The following is a 16,034-nucleotide window of genomic DNA, read 5'->3' as shown; positions in this document are numbered from 1 at the left end:
ATGATTCTCAATCCGAAAGATCAAATCACGACTCCTCAAACAGCTGTGATTATCAGCAGCTTTATACTTGGTACAGGATTACTCACCCTACCCCGATCATCTACGGAAAAGGTACATACACCAGATGTATGGATAAGCGTTATTATAGGCGGGTTCATCGCCATAATCGCAGGGGTGATCATGGTCAAATTAAGCCAACAGTTTCCCGATAAGACCTTTTATCAATACATAAATGAAATTGTAGGAAAATGGGTGGGGAGTTTACTCAGTTTAGTTATAATATGTTATTTTCTCACAACTTCCGGATTTCAGCTCCGTGCAATGGCTGAAGTTATAAAGTATTTACTTCTGGAGGGTACCCCTACATGGGCAATTACCATGATTTTCATGTGGGTGGGTCTTTATCTGATCCTGGGCGGCATTAACTCGATCGCCCGTCTTTTTGAAATTATATTACCTTTGACAGTTATCCTTTTTTTGGTAGTTACCTTTATGAGCATCAAAATATTTGAGATCGATAATCTGCGTCCGGTATTAGGAGAAGGAATCATCCCTGTACTAAAAGGAGTAAAAACAACGGCTCTCGCTTTTTCAGGTCCTGAAATCATGTTACTGCTTCTTCCGTTTATGAATCAGCCAAAAAAAGCAGTAAAAGCCATGCTTGTTGGAGTTTCCATTCCCTTGATTTTTTACGTGATAACGGTCGTCATGGTTGTCGGAGCATTATCTATTGATGGAGTGGTCATGAGAACATGGCCAACTCTTGATCTTATACGAAGTTTTGAAATCTCCGGTTTGATCTTTGAACGGTTTGAATCTTTATTGCTCGTGGTATGGATCATGCAAATATTTGCGACATTTACCATAACATTCTATGCAGCTGCTCTAGGACTGGCTCAACTTTCAAAAAAGAGCATTCACCCATTTATGTATGGCTTGCTTCCAATTCTCTACATCATTGCCATGATTCCGAAAAATATCAATGACCTATTTAAACAAGGAGATTTCGTCGGCAATATCGCATTGTTTTTATTTGGTTTACTCCCGCTTCTCCTGCTTATCATCTCAAGAATAAAGGGAGGAAAATATGAAACAATCACATAACAATATACGTCCCCTCTTCATTTCCCTCTCCGTTCTTTTGTTCTTAACCCTTACAGGATGCTGGAGCAGTCATGAAATTGAAGAGCAAAGTTTAGGTATAGGTTTGGCATTCGATAAAGGCAAGCAGTCCTCCATCGAGAAAAAGTTAAACGAACAAGGGGAGGGTTATTCAAAAAAGGACCTGATTACTGCAACCTATCAATTTATCACTCCACTAGTAGCAAGTTCAACAACGAAACAATCCGGACCACAACAAAAATCTTATGTTAATGTTTCTGAAACGGGAGATTCCCTCCATCAAATGGTTCGTGAATTATCATTGAGAAGTGAACAACCCGTAACCGCTCACCATATGAAAGTGGTTGTTATCGGTGAAGGTCTTGCAAGATCGTTTAGGTTGGAACAATTACTTGATCAAAATTTTCGAGAAAGCGAGCTTAGACCAAGCTGTCTTGTGCTCATCAGTAAAGGAAGAGCAAGCAAGACACTGGAAACAAAGAAAGCAGGAGAAATTCCAGCGTTCCGTCTGGCTGGCATTGTAGAAAATGCATATCGAACAACAAGGATTTTGCCTCCTATGTCGCATATTAAAGTAGAAAGCAAGATCAAATCAGGATCTAGTTTTCTGATGCAAAAAGTACTATCAGTGAACGGGCAAGTCAAATTTGCCGGAGCTGCCGTGATCGATGGAAAGACACACAAAATGACTGGTACTTTGAATGAGGAAGAACTGGAGGGCGTAACATGGATAACAGGTAAGGGAAAAGGCGGTGTAGTGAAAAGCTTTGATAAAGAAACCGGTCAGCTGATTGTGTATGAGATAGAGTCCATGAAAAGCAGTATCGTACCTAGAGTTAAAGGAGACAACATCTCTTTTGATGTAAACATTGAATCAGTGGGAAGACTGTCTGAAAACTGGGTAGTTTCAGGAGATTCTTTTAAAAATGAATTTCTAAAAAAAGCAGAAAAATCATCTGAAAAAGAAGTGAAACGCTTGGTGGGGAATGTATTAGAAAAAATGCAAAAAGAATACCAAGTGGACGTTGCTGGCTTCGGAAATCGATTGAGAATCGAGAACCCCAAAGTATGGAAGAAGGTCAAAAAAGATTGGGATCAAAGATTTAGTGAAACTACTATAAACTATGATGTAAACTTAACCATTAACGATTATGGAACATCAGGAGGATCAAAGGAGTGAACATTCAGGATAACACCTTGAGTTTCTAGCATTAAATGCTGAAAATGAAACCTTTTTCTGTAAACATTGCAAGTCCCATGGGAAGCTATTAAACGGTGACCATGGACATACAATAACGATAGCATGAAAAGGCCTCCCACAGTAAACTGTGGGAGGCCTCTAACTTAAAAGTGAGTTATTTTCCACTCAAGGCGTTTTTTTCATAAAACCTTAACCGATGCACCAGGTGAAGACATCTTCTATTTATATACCACTCAAATAAAACATAGCATCATCTTGATATATTCAATTGAATCAATCAAACCCACAAATGCCCATACAATTGATTAATCTGTTGTGTGTTCACAAAAAAAATCATTTAACATATATTTCTAAATTCCACAACCGAAAGATTAGCTTAATTCCACTTTAGTAGTTTCACTTAAATAGACCCCATTTAATATCGAGTCTTCGTCTGCAACAACATATTCAATGACAGTCGGGCTTAATGTTCGAATATAAACAAAAGCTGAATCATCTACATGCTCAATTCGAAGTTTTTTCCTTTGTGCCTGCTTAATATCAAGCTGGTTGGTACTAGCTTCAGGCAGGCTTGTGTAATAAATTTCAAAATCTTCTTCTGACGCATCAATGAAAAGATGCCATATATTATACTCTTCTTCTTGATCAATCACTGTTTTTAATTTCCCTTTTCTCCCGATGCCAAGAAAATACTTGAACTTTGATTCACCATTCACCAAATCGCGGTCAATAACTTTTATACTTCCGCCCTTTCTGCTTTGTACAAGTCCAAAGGCAACGCCTGTTTTTCCTGTAGGGGCTGTTAAAATATCTCGGTTAACCACTCTATTTCTCTCTTCTTGCTTTAAATAAGCACCTTCTGTCCCCAGTGGTGGGAAAATCTCAAAAAGATTATCAGACACTTCTCCCCAGTTTTGAGTATTCTGTACTTCCCTTTCAATCCATTTATTAAATAGATTCATAACGATCGGGGATTTACTTGAATTACCCGCAAGCAGTATATTTACTTTACTAATTTTGCTCGGTTCTGACCCGGTAAAGGCGCGCCTTAATGACTCAAAGAAATTTTTAATGCCTTTTTCAATTCTTTCCTCAATAAGTTGTTCCATTTCATCTTGATCAATCAAAAGTTCCACATTGAGTTTTGCGTGGCCGGCTTTGTCAAACAAGTCTGCCCGGATCATGCCTTTTCCAAACTGTTCTTCATACCGTTCATGTCTTTCCCAAAGCGGCCTTAATTTTTCTACCAATTGTTTCGTATTTAAATAGGATTCTTGTGACTCATTAATCAGCATTTCACTTCCAGGAAATTTCACACATTCTGCTGGGAGAGTAAAAGGAATATTTAGCTCACGCATTGTTCTTTGATTGTTTTTAAACACTTGGAACGCCAAAAGCTCTAGCAGGTTCTCTCCACCTAAATAACGGTCCCCGCCAGCTGCAAAATGCTCAATGACATAATCATATCTGCTTTCTCTCAAGCCCGCTTCACGCCAAATACCAAAATCAAAATCTGTCGTTCCTCCACCAAAATCAAACACACCGTAGTACGTTTTTTCATCCTCTTCCGGTTCAAACCCGTATTCCTGTAAGGCACAAACGGCATAGGCAGCAGGTTCACTCGCACCAGCGGTGACACGAAACTTTTTCATTAATTCTTCATCCTGCTGAATCGGCATAGGAAGCGTCTTTTTTAACCCACGCTCAAAACACTTTAGAATTTTTTCTCTTACCTCTTTTTCATACGTCACCGGGAAAGATAAGGTGTAGTCCAGGTAAATTCCATTGTTCTGGTTATTGATATACAAACCGAGGTAGTAGGCGTATAACTCAATTGGGTTGATTTCCTGATCGGTTAAATCCAGAAATGAACGCAGTACAACGGCATATCCCCTCTTATCTTTTAATCGGAGTTCGTTTTTCTTTTCTCCAGCCCACTGCTTTAGATTATTCAAGATGGAATAATAATGGTCACTCTTTCCATTCATCAAGTTGTTTAGAGCATTGTGGGAAACCGTCACATCCTGCCACCTTGTATCTGGTCTTCCTTCTTTTTCTTGATAAAGCTCCAGAAAATGTTCTAAATCAATAAATTCAATCACGGTTGGATTTTCATAATGCCAGTCTTGTACTTCCGTGTTAAGGTAGCCAACCCCAATACGCATGGGAAGAGTAAAATCACTTTCCTCTTGATGAACGACCACTGTACTTTTCGTTCCAAAATCAATGCCAACTATGCCGTCCTCCCTAATATCCATTTTAGGGTTTCTGGCCATTATTTCTTCGTTCAGTTTTATCGTTAAAAGTTTTTCATCAGAGTGGACAGGCCATAAATCCCAATGTCCTCTGTTTGGATCCATTAACATCTTTTCATCATATGTATCAATATCGGCTCTTACTTTTTCAGAGTTTAAAAGCTTCTCATAAAAAGTCTTGGAATCGATAGCGATTGATGGCAATTCTTTTAGAAAACTTTCATGATCTAAACCCTTTAATTGATACAATGCCAGCAAATAATCATACTCCTTCTGGCGTTCTGCGCTTAATCCACTTGGTACTAATCGGTTTTCCAGCCAGAGATGGAGAGCCATTTGATCATTGATTTCAAAGGCATTTTCCCCATTTAAACGGAAAACAGGAACGAAAAATCCTTTTCCTAGCAAATTAGTTTTTTGATTTACTACATCGAAACTTTGAATGTCGTACCCGTTGAATTTAAACGCTATTGATTTAGAAGAGTTAGCCGTTTGATTGGCAAATATCCTTGAAATGGAAGGATTTTTACTCGTGGAGTAATCATCTAAAGCTATTATTTTCTTATATACAGGGTGATCGGTTGTATTGAAACTTTTGGCAGCTTCTTCCCGTGTCATGGCATCACCTATATAACCGGAAACGTCCAGATGCTTTTTGTAGTCAAAATCTTCGTCCACTAATTCATAGTATTTTCTATAAGGAAATAAAGCTGCAATGTTGTGATCATAAATAACATTTCCGTTATTCATGTAAACCCATCTGGAACGGAGCATCTTTTTAATGTCTTGAAAGAAGCTCGCTTCCTCCTTTAAAAAGGTTTCTTCTGCACTCTGATATAAATGGCTGATTAAAGATCTCACTTCTTTATAAGTCATTGAAATGGCAGAGACTGGAACGGTTTGGGAATCAGGTGAGAATAGAACCTGCTCTTCGTTCTTATTCATTAAGTAAATAGAACTGTCTATGTTATTTTTTTCAGCTAAACTTGTTACGTTCTCAAGGGGCTCTTTATCTTCTATCGTTTCTTGCTTTTCAACTTCCTTTAATAATTCTCCTGAAAGAGCTTCACCAGAATCCAAATAACATATCAGATCACCAATCTTGACTATAGTGTCCTCGGCTACATGCAATTCTTTAAGGGTACCTTCTTTTTCTGAAAAGAGGTCAAATTCAATGCCCTCACAGCTGAATTTGGCTAAGCTTTCGCCCACCGTAATATAATCACCTGGCTGTTTATACCATTGCATAAGAAGGATTTTTTCAATGCCTTCTTCAATCTCTGGGATAATAATCGATGTCATTGTTATTTCTCCTTTATTATCATTCTCTTTTTCGCCTGCTAGATTCTCACAACGGATTTTTTAATGGTTTTACCATTAATGCTTATATATCCTGGCAGCAGGATGTCCGTAATGTTCCCGGATATTTTGCTATTGAGGGCTCTTATGTACAAGTCTTCTCTGAAGACCTCATTCATTTTCACTTGCTGTATTTTATATAAAGGGGTATCGTATGTTTTACTGTACTCTTGAAAGAAATACAGAAAAAGGGCGAGCAAAATCTCTCTTTCCTGCTCTCGTCCTTCCATAATCTCGTTTTTAATAAAATCCCACAAAGATGAAATGTTCTCATATTGCACACCACAAACAATAAACTCCTGAACCGAACTGCCCTTGAAGATTCCTTTTAAGGAACTTTTAGTAGTTTCGGATAATTGTTGAATAGCGTCGTAAAGTTCTTCTGCTTCCCGATAGTCTGCTCTTCTCTTTTGCAATTCATTAAAATAGGATTCCATTTTCTCATTTAGACGGTGGATCATTTTTTGGTACTCAATAATTTCCTCTTTTTTCGACTCAATCTCTTGTTGGAGCTTTGCAATTTCTTTATCTTTTTCTCTCAGTAGCTCCTTAGGTTCCCCCATTTGACTGAAAGAGCCCGCTTCTGCTATTTCTTTTATCTTTTCAATGACCCTTTCGTCTTGAAGGGAAACCATTAATGCCCCAATAAAACCATCATCTAATTCTTTATTCATCTTTACACTCCTTTCAAAGTGTTAACCAACCCTGAATAGCTACAGAAGCTTGTTTTGCTGTTTTTGGGTGTCCAAATTTACCTTCTCTGCATATAGTCCACCTGTGCTTTCAGATAAACATTTTCTTCTTTAACACTAGTAAATTTCTTATGGTTCCAAATACAACGCTGGCCTTCTATGGCTCATTATTTGGGAATTTCTTTACTTAATTCCTATTTGCGCATCACTTTTAGCAACTTTCCGCTTTAATTCTTCTGTATATGAGGCTTACCCTTTTTTGCCATAGAAAAATCCCCTCCCAGTTAGACTGTTAGGAGAATGCAACCATAACTTATATTCTAAGAAAGCAGTAGTGAGATCACTTATTTCCATCAAAAATACGTATATAACGTATTAAAGATGTATTGATAATATGATGCTTACTTTCACTTTTTACAATAAAATACTCACAGTGTTCCATCCTTTTTAAGACTTCTTGTAAAACATCCTCTTTTTTAATACTCAAACCTTTTTTTATTTTCTCCCACTTAACATCAGCGTCAAGAGTATAACAAACATAGAATTCCTTTAACAGGTTAATCTTCCCCTTAAATGCTTTGGTTTCTTTAATTTTTTTATTTTGATAAAAATCTGATACAAAAAAATAAAAAGCTATATTGTTAAAGCTAAAGACAAATTACTATAACTTTATTTAGTCACCCATCTGTTGTATACAAAAATATTTGTTTATATCTAATCCGAAATTCATTAATTAGCAGGATTAAATCATGTACATCCTATTTAATTTTTCCTCACTTCGATATACTAACTCATATGCACTACTTAATAACATTCGGTATGATCATGTTGTTTTAAGTGGGTTGAAATAACTAGGGTTAAACCTCCTGCCCATGTCGCCCATTCATCTTTAAATAAAAAAGTAAGTAATAAGATAAAAAAAGACTATATATCAATATTCCGTAAGAGTTCGACTAGATTAATTTAAATGCGATATGATTAAGAAGAGGACAAACGCGAACAAAAAAAGCCCTTCTCGTTTGAGATGGCCTCTAGTTATGCTGTTCATTTAATTCATTTCGATAGCCAATAACGACAACAACAAGCTCTTTCTAATAAGTGGGAGATATTGTCCGAGCTATTGCTAGTAATGCTTTAAATTATTTAAGAGAATCGGCTGGTGACAATACGTTATAAATTGCAGTATTGATCAACTAACTATTGGGTAATTGAAAAAAATGAAGGATTTCTGAAAAAATTATGATTTTAGCGATACATTTTATGAGCAATCGCTTACCTTTTAAAACGCATTGCTTGATGCTAGTGGGTTCTTGTTTGCTCGCATACATCTGTATAGGAACGACCATGTTTGTATGGGGGCTTAAACAAATTATCCATAACAGCAGTAACACAATCTTCGCAATAATAATTGACGAACTCTCTACCTTGTTCAAAAAGTGGTGTCATCGTATCCATGTCAGCCCATTTAAAACAGTAAATACACATTTGCCTCATGATATATCACTCCTTTTTTATCCAAAAATAATTAGTAATAATCAAAAGAAGAATATGTGCTACCTGTCGACATTATTCGATACTCTTTCGTAAAGAACCTCTACCATCAAAGGAAGCAGGGGCAACTACTACAAACCGATACCATTTATATACCACTTAACCTGAGTATTAAACCTCCCCAAAAAACATTATTCGTTGCCCGTCAATTTTTTCACCAAGGTTTTTTTTCTTTTAGTAGATTTTCTCCCAGGGTCAAATTTTTGTTTACTCCGTTTGCTGATTGGAAATAACATAATAAATCTTTTAACTATAATTAAATCTTTTAACTATAATCAGAGTAGGAGTGATATTTATGACAAGACATTCCAACAAAATCAAACATAAAGCAAAAACTACTTTGAATAAAGTAAAAACTAATATTAAGGAAACATTATTTAATATCGCAGACATTCCATCAACATCTGTACAACAATTGGCTGATTTTATACAACATCACCCTGATACAAAAGTCACCAAGAAACAAATGCTTGGAATATCCTATGCCTTCTATAGTTTAGAAACAGAAGGGTATCATTATTATTTAGAAACCAATAAATCCAAAGTTTTGCAATTGGATGGAGATTATCAGGATAAAAAAATGGTATCTTATCGATCATATAGGGATTATTATCAATTAAATACACCAATTAAAATGCCATGACTAAAATTTCCAGCCTCTTTAATTAGAGTCTATAGTTTTTTAAAAGCTTGTACAATTTGAACGTTGATTTACTCTCAAGAAACTCGCCTTCCGCGGGAGGTCCGCCTTTTGCGCCTGCCGGGTCTCCCCTGGACACGCTTTTTCAACAGGAGTCTCGTACACCCGCTCCAATCAAATTTGTTTTAAAATTAGATAGATGAACTGCACCCCAATTGTTAGACAACATCTAACAATTGGAGGTGTATTTTTTTGACTAAATATACGATAGACGAAAAATCAAATGCAGTTTTAGAGTACTTAGAAGGGGAAAAATCCTATAAATCCATTGCTCAAGAAAGAAATGTAGGTTTATCCCCTCTGAAAAGATGGGTCGCTCGCTATCTAAAACATGGGATGGAAGGACTTGTTCCATCCTATACAAATTACACTCTGCCCTTTAAACTAGAGGTACTTAAATATATGAACGAATATGGGGCATCGATCAACGAGACCGCTGTACACTATAACCTTCCTTCTGATTCTACACTTTTGAATTGGGTAAATCAGTTTAAGGAAGGAGGTATAGACGCCCTAAAACCATTGAAAAAAGGGGCGTCTATCCATGAAAAAAGAAACTAAGAAAAAATCGCAAGCTAATGGCTCTCAAGAAGCACTTCTTGCCGAATTAGAATACTTACGTGCAGAGAATGCCTATCTAAAAAAGTTGAATGCCTTAGTTCAAGAAAAGGAAGCCTTACAAAGAAAGAAAAAGCGAAAGTAGTCCATGAACTAAGGAAACAATTTGATTTAAAACTGCTTCTATCCATTTCTAAAATGGCACGGAGTACGTACTATATTGGGTAAACGCCTTCGGGCGTGAGGATAAATACACAGAAATTAAATCCCTTATCAAAGAGATTTTCCATACGCATAAAGGGCGTTATGGGTATCGGCGTATTACCCTAGAATTACGTAACAGAGGTGCTCGCATCAATCATAAAACAGTTCTCCGATTGATGAATGAACTAGGATTGAAGTCATTGATTCGCATGAAGAAATACCGTTCGTACAAAGGGAACATCGGTAAGATTGCGCCCAACATTCTAGCACGTGATTTCAAGGCGGCAAAGTCCAATGAAAAATGGGTGACAGATGTCACGGAATTCCATCTAGCTGGGGAGAAACTATACTTATCAGCCATTCTTGACCTGTTTAATGGAGAAATCATCGCCTATAATATCGAATCTCGGCCTGTTTATCCGCTCGTTTCCAAAATGCTGGATAAAGCCTTTGATCGCTTGGAATCGAAAGATTCACCTATTCTCCATTTAGATCAGGGCTGGCATTATCAGATGAAACAATACTCGCATGATTTGAAAAAACATAACATTACACAAAGCATGTCCCGCAAAGGAAATTGTCTCGATAATGCGGTCATTGAAAACTTCTTTGGCTTATTAAAATCCGAATTACTCTATCTTCAAGAATTTGAAAGCATGGAGCATTTCAAACAAGAACTAGGAGATTATATCCATTACTACAATCATCAACGAATCAAGGTAAAATTAAAAGGCATGAGCCCGGTAGATTACCGGGTTCATGCCCTCAAGGCTGCCTAAGTAAATAAAGTGTCAAACTTTTTGGGTTCACTTCAAAAGCAGCTCTCTTTTTGAAGTAAGGTACCTGTCTCAAATTCATGAACGATTATTGTAAATGACTGTTTCTTTTTATCACTGCCAGTTTGTGTGAAAGGATCCTGCTATATCACGTCGTTCATAGGTATGTGCACCAAAATAATCACGTTGTGCTTGCAAAAGGTTTGCATTTGAGATGCCTGTTCGATAACTATCGTAATAAGTGAGTGAAGCGCCTAAACATGGAAACGAGATACCAGAATTTATTCCCTCACAGACAACCTTTCGCAATCCTACCTGGTAACCTGTAACCTTTTCAGCAAAATATGGTGAGATTAATAAATTGGCCAGATTCGGCTGCTCTTGATAGGCTTCGCTAATGACATTTAAAAATTCTGCACGAATGATGCAACCACCGCGGAAAATCAGCGCAATATCCTTTAAAGGCAAATTCCAGCCGTAAAGTTCAGAAGTCATCTTATATTGAGTGAAACCTTGCGCGTACGCACAAACTTTTCCCATATATAATGCTTCTCTAATATAGTCAATCCACTCATTTTTATTCTAATTTTTGCTGATTGTTCTCAGGGCCTGTTAGAATATTTTCTGCATTGACCCTTTCCTCTTTTAAAGCAGAAATGTAACGAGCAAACAAAGACTCTGTAATAATCGATGCCGGGACTCCGTTATCAATAGCTTGCATGCTGGTCCATTTACCTGTGCCTTTTTGTCCTGCTTTATCAAGAATCACATCGATCAAGGGTGAACCCGTTACTTCATCTTTTTTCCTTAAAATTTCGGCTGTGATTTCAATTAAATAACTTTTCAGTTCGCCTTGATTCCATGTTTCAAAGATGTCAGCTATTTCATTAACTTCCAAATGTAACTTTTCTCTTAAAAACGTATAGGCTTCGGCGATTAATTGCATATCTGCATACTCAATCCCGTTATGGACCATTTTCACAAAATGACCCGCTCCTTTTGGGCCGATATAGGTACAGCAAGGGTCATCATTTACTTTGGCTGCGATTTTTGTCAGAATCGGAGCTACTTTTTCATAGGCATCTTTATCTCCACCTGGCATGATTGAAGGTCCTTTTAACGCTCCGACTTCTCCACCAGAAATACCGATGCCTAAGTAACTGATTCCTTTAGATTTCAATTCATCATATCTGCGTTCAGTATCTTCGTAATGGGAGTTGCCCCCGTCCATGATAATATCGCCTGATTCAAGATGTGGAAGTAATGAATTGATCACCGAGTCTATCGCCTTACCCGCCGTCACCATTAGAAAAATCTTTCTTGGAGTTTCCAGTGACTGAACAAAGTCTTGGATTTCGTAATACGGATGGAGCGACTGACTGTCCAAGTTAGCAACAAGCTGATCCGTTAAATCTCTTGTGTAGTTATAGACAGCTACTCGTTCCCCTTTACTAGCCATATTTAAAGCGATATTACTGCCCATTACCCCTAAACCAATGACACCAATTGTATTGAACATTTATTTCTGCTCCTTTTATGTAAGAATAATAGGCAGTAAATCCCTGCCATAAGTGAGGGATTTACTGCCGGGAAAAGCTTATACAAATAAGCTTAGTAATAGAATAAATCCTAATCCAGCTACTGAAATAATCGTCTCAAGCAAGGTCCATGTTGCAAATGTTTCTTTCATGCTTAAACCAAAATACTCTTTAAACATCCAGAAACCAGCATCGTTAACGTGTGAAGCGATTAAACTTCCCGCTCCTGTAGCAAGTACAACTAGAGCAAGGTTAACGTCCGACTGACCTAACATTGGAATAACTAAACCAGCTGTCGTTAAGGCAGCAACGGTAGCAGATCCTAAGGAAATACGCAGGATTGCCGCGATGATCCAGGCAAGCAAGATTGGTGATAATGATGTTCCTTTGAATAATTCAGCTACATAGTCACCTACACCGCCGTCGATCAATACTTGCTTGAAGGCACCGCCCCCCCCTATGATTAAGAGCATCATTCCGATATGCAAGATTGCAGATGTACAAGATTCCATAATATCCTTCATTGGAATCTTTCTTGCTAATCCCATTGAATAGACCGCAAATAATAAGGAAAGCAACATGGAAGTACCGGCTTCGCCGATAAAACGGATAGCCGCTAGTAAACCATTATCTTCAAATCCGATTGTTTTTTGCATCAAAGTGATAATCGTAGCAATTGACATTAATATAACCGGAAGTAAAGCGGTAAATACACTAATCCCAAATCCAGGTGTGTCTTCAAGTTTAAAAGATTTTTGTTCTCCTAAAGAGGCAATGCTGCCTGTTTTCGTAAATGATGCAGGTACTAATCTTTTAGCTATCTTCGTAAATACTGGTCCAGCTAAAATAACTGTTGGAACTGCAATAATGAAGCCGTAAAGTAAAACCTGACCAAGGTCTGCACCATATTCACCAGCGATAACGGTTGGTCCTGGGTGTGGCGGTAAGAAACCGTGTGTTACGGATAATGATGCTACCATTGGAATACCAAGATACAATATCGAAACTTTTAATTCTCTTGAAATGGCAAATACGATTGGAATTAATAATACTAATCCCACTTCAAAAAATAATGCGACACCGATAATAAATGATGCTGCTACGACTGCCCATTGAATATTCTTTTCACCAAATTTTTTAACAAGGGTCATGGCAATGCGCTGCGCGCCGCCTGAATCTGCGATTAACTTACCCAACATCGCTCCAAGTCCAAAGATTAACGCTAAGTGACCAAGTGTTCCGCCTAATCCAGCCTCAATGGTTTTGACAATTCCATCAAGTGGCATCCCAAGTGCTAAAGCCACTCCAAACGAAACAATGATCAAGGAAATAAAGGTGTTTAATTTTAAGCCCATTATTAAAATTAATAAAGCGACAATTCCTAAAGCGACAATAACTAATGGCATTGTAATTCCTCCATGTCTTTACTTTGCAGCATTTATTAAGTTTCTTTGATAATTCGCAATCTGTGTATATTCATTTTCCAATACCCTTGAAAGGTTAATAAAAATCGGCAGTAGTTGCCTATATTCTTTTACAGAATCATCTTTCGGTGTGTGCTTGTGGGTATTGCCTATCATTTCAGAAACTACTTCGAAGGACTCAATTTCCCCAGTGGCATATAACCCCAATATACAAGCACCCAGGCACGAACTTTCGTAGCTTTCCGGAACCACGACTTCCGATTCGAAGATATCGGACATCATTTGCCGCCAAACAGCCGACCTTGCGAAGCCTCCCGTAGCTTGAATTCGGGTCACGGGACCGTCCATACATTCTGTTAAGGCTAAAAATACTGTATATAAATTGTAAATGACTCCTTCTAGAGCCGCTCGAATCATATGTTCTTTCTTATGTGACAGTGTTAATCCGAAAAATGAACCCCGTACGTCCGGATTCCATAATGGTGCACGTTCACCTGCAAGATATGGATGGAATAACAATCCGTCAGCGCCTGGTCTTACACGTTCGGCAATCTTGGTTAAGACTTCATAAGCGTCGATTCCGAGCCTTTTAGCTGTTTCTACCTCGGAAGAAGCAAATTCATCGCGAATCCAGCGAAGGACCATCCCGCCATTGTTTACCGGCCCGCCAATCACCCAATGCTTTTCCGTTAAGGCATAGCAAAAGATTCTTCCCTTTTCGTCTGTTTTCGGCTCGTCAATAATCGTCCGAATCGCACCGCTTGTCCCAATCGTGACAGCAATTTCCCCTTTACGGATAGCGTTTACACCTAGATTTGAAAGGACACCATCACTTGCCCCAATAACAAAAGAGGTTTGTGGATCAATCCCAATCTGTTTGGCTAAATCCGGGTCACAGTTGTTAAAGATCTTTGTTGTTGGTACGAGTTCAGATAATTGACCACGCGTTATTCCAGCAATTCTTAAGGCTTCCTCATCCCAATCCAAGTTTTTGAGATTCAACATGCCCATGGATGAAGCAAGGGAATAATCGACAACATATTGATTAAAGAACTTTTTAAAGATATATTCTTTAATCCCAATATACTTTTTAACATTGGTTGCGATCTCTGGGTGATCATTCACAATCCAGGTGATTTTGGATAATGGAGACATCGGGTGTATCGGTGTTCCGGTTCGTTTGTAAACTTCATGCCCATCTAATTCATCTTTAATTTTATGGGCCCAAGCTTCACTGCGATTATCTGCCCAAGTGATACAACGGGTTAGCGGCTGGTCATTTTCATCCATAGCTATAACACTATGCATCGCACTGCTAAATGAAATAAATGATATCTTTTTATCTGGATGCTGTTTCGTTATATTTGAAAAGGCTTTCAGAACGGCCTGGAAAATCTCCTCAGGGTCTTGTTCCGCTGTTGTCATATCCGGTGTGTAAAGAGGATAACCAACATTCTCTTGCTGAATGACATCGCCTTTTTTCGTAAATAATACAGCTTTTGTACTTGTTGTACCGATGTCTACACCTAACATATAGCTAGTCATTTTCTTGTTCGACTCCTTTTGAAAGCATCTGTTGGGCCATCCATAAGTCTTCAACTTCCCCTTGAACATCATCAAAGTTTACATGTAACGACTTAATCATGAGTTCTCGATCTTTTGTTCTGATCGCATCAATATAAAGTTGATGATTATTAATGATCCGTGTAAAGTCTTCATACTTTTCTTTAAAACGACAACGCATGGATAGAAGAATCAAACTTTCCATCACAGGTTTTAAATTATCCCAAATCATCAGGATATAGGAATGATTGATGGACCGAATAATTGTTTCGTGGAATAGGACATCCTGATAGGAAAACTCATCAGCGTCTCGGTATTTTATGGAAATTTTCATCATTTCCAGTATTTTACTAAGTTCCATTACTAATTCATTGTTGTCCAGCCTTACTAGACGTTCAAATACAAACGTCTCGATGAGTATTCGTACATCATAAATTTCTGCATATTTTTTTTCTGTTAAACCAATGACAACCGCACCCATTCTTTCTAATCGGATGATATTTTCAGATGCCAGTATTTTTAACGCTTCACGAACTGGTGAGCGGCTAACACCAAAATCGGCAGCCAATTTATTTTCAGATAGGATGGTACCGCTTTCAATCATCCCCGAAATAATACGCATTCTAAGCTCGGATGTTACACGATCACCAGCAGACGCTTTTGAAAGCCATTTTACAGGATAAAGAAATTCCTTTGATTCAGCCATAAATTCACCTTCTTATAGAGTTCAAGTACACTTGTATACAAGTATTATAATAAAAATAAATAATAATGCAAGTTTTTTGAATTCACTGGGTTCTCGTTAATATAAGTCAAAGTTTGTTGGGAGTTTAGAAGGTTCTGGGGTAAAGAATAATGAAATAGAAACATAGAATGGTAATATCCTGTTAACTTTGGGATTAAGCAGCTACTCCGAACAACTTACGAATGAATTCAACCTCATTTTGGGCAGACTTTGCCAGTTGATGAGGTTAGTACCTATTAGAGATTGCACGTTACTGGTCGGCTAGCATAAGTTGCTACTCGCGGGGATCAACCTGCCTTCCTAAATTTACTTAGATAGCCCTCATTCACCTATAAAAAAAGATATC

General features: G+C 37.8%; 8 protein-coding genes and 2 pseudogenes. 4 read left to right on the top strand and 6 right to left on the bottom strand.

Annotated elements, in window-relative coordinates; genetic code table 11:
• Together ABIE66_RS01725 and ABIE66_RS01720 are read left to right on the top strand one after the other, a co-directional pair.
• Positions 1-1,104 carry a spore germination protein gene (locus ABIE66_RS01725; protein ID WP_370013672.1) on the top strand — a complete coding sequence of 368 codons (1,104 nt, stop codon included), beginning with the start codon at positions 1-3 and terminating at the stop codon, positions 1,102-1,104.
• Complete coding sequence (locus ABIE66_RS01720) at positions 1,088-2,302, top strand: Ger(x)C family spore germination protein (protein ID WP_289323456.1); 1,215 nt, start codon at positions 1,088-1,090, stop codon at positions 2,300-2,302. Before ABIE66_RS01725 ends, ABIE66_RS01720 begins: the two co-directional genes overlap by 17 nt.
• Before the next feature lie 392 nt (positions 2,303-2,694).
• Here ABIE66_RS01720 and ABIE66_RS01715 read toward each other — a convergent pair whose 3' ends face one another.
• Positions 2,695-5,880, bottom strand: coding sequence for a biotin/lipoyl-containing protein (locus tag ABIE66_RS01715; protein ID WP_370013671.1), 3,186 nt, complete (start codon positions 5,878-5,880; stop codon positions 2,695-2,697).
• Positions 5,881-5,918: 38 nt separating this feature from the next.
• Positions 5,919-6,611 (bottom strand): coiled-coil domain-containing protein, encoded by a 693-nt coding sequence (locus tag ABIE66_RS01710; protein WP_370013670.1) that lies wholly within the window; start codon positions 6,609-6,611, stop codon positions 5,919-5,921.
• Positions 6,612-8,475: 1,864 nt separating this feature from the next.
• Between ABIE66_RS01710 and ABIE66_RS01705 the strand changes: the two genes are divergently transcribed.
• Positions 8,476-8,823, top strand: a complete 348-nt coding sequence (locus tag ABIE66_RS01705; protein WP_370013669.1) for a hypothetical protein — start codon at positions 8,476-8,478, stop codon at positions 8,821-8,823.
• A 249-nt stretch (positions 8,824-9,072) separates the two neighbouring features.
• Positions 9,073-10,421, top strand: a pseudogene (locus ABIE66_RS01700) (IS3 family transposase).
• A 111-nt stretch (positions 10,422-10,532) separates the two neighbouring features.
• On the opposite strand, the pseudogene gnd reads toward ABIE66_RS01700, so the two are convergent.
• From gnd to ABIE66_RS01680, 4 genes and pseudogenes are all read right to left on the bottom strand, one after another.
• A pseudogene (gnd, locus tag ABIE66_RS01695) lies at positions 10,533-11,937 on the bottom strand (decarboxylating NADP(+)-dependent phosphogluconate dehydrogenase).
• 78 nt (positions 11,938-12,015) lie between these two features.
• Positions 12,016-13,362 (bottom strand): GntP family permease, encoded by a 1,347-nt coding sequence (locus ABIE66_RS01690; RefSeq protein ID WP_289323450.1) that lies wholly within the window; start codon positions 13,360-13,362, stop codon positions 12,016-12,018.
• Positions 13,363-13,380: 18 nt separating this feature from the next.
• Positions 13,381-14,925, bottom strand: a complete 1,545-nt coding sequence (gntK, locus tag ABIE66_RS01685; protein WP_370013668.1) for a gluconokinase — start codon at positions 14,923-14,925, stop codon at positions 13,381-13,383.
• Positions 14,918-15,649, bottom strand: a complete 732-nt coding sequence (locus ABIE66_RS01680; protein WP_370013667.1) for a GntR family transcriptional regulator — start codon at positions 15,647-15,649, stop codon at positions 14,918-14,920. The genes gntK and ABIE66_RS01680 overlap by 8 nt, the downstream gene beginning before the upstream one ends.
• Positions 15,650-16,034: the final 385 nt, after the last annotated feature.

It is taken from the genome of Peribacillus sp. B2I2, from assembly GCF_041261685.1.
Classification (GTDB): Bacteria; Bacillota; Bacilli; order Bacillales; family DSM-1321; genus Peribacillus.
This window is presented reverse-complemented; position numbering and strand designations above follow the sequence as displayed.

Bases quoted from the DNA above. Each gene is read 5' to 3' on its own strand.
- ABIE66_RS01725 (WP_370013672.1), top strand. From the start codon at position 1: ATGATTCTCAATCCGAAAGATCAAATCACGACTCCTCAAACAGCTGTG.
- ABIE66_RS01720 (WP_289323456.1), top strand. From the start codon at position 1,088: ATGAAACAATCACATAACAATATACGTCCCCTCTTCATTTCCCTCTCC.
- ABIE66_RS01715 (WP_370013671.1), bottom strand. From the start codon at position 5,880: ATGACATCGATTATTATCCCAGAGATTGAAGAAGGCATTGAAAAAATC.
- ABIE66_RS01710 (WP_370013670.1), bottom strand. From the start codon at position 6,611: ATGAATAAAGAATTAGATGATGGTTTTATTGGGGCATTAATGGTTTCC.
- ABIE66_RS01705 (WP_370013669.1), top strand. From the start codon at position 8,476: ATGACAAGACATTCCAACAAAATCAAACATAAAGCAAAAACTACTTTG.
- ABIE66_RS01690 (WP_289323450.1), bottom strand. From the start codon at position 13,362: ATGCCATTAGTTATTGTCGCTTTAGGAATTGTCGCTTTATTAATTTTA.
- gntK (WP_370013668.1), bottom strand. From the start codon at position 14,925: ATGACTAGCTATATGTTAGGTGTAGACATCGGTACAACAAGTACAAAA.
- ABIE66_RS01680 (WP_370013667.1), bottom strand. From the start codon at position 15,649: ATGGCTGAATCAAAGGAATTTCTTTATCCTGTAAAATGGCTTTCAAAA.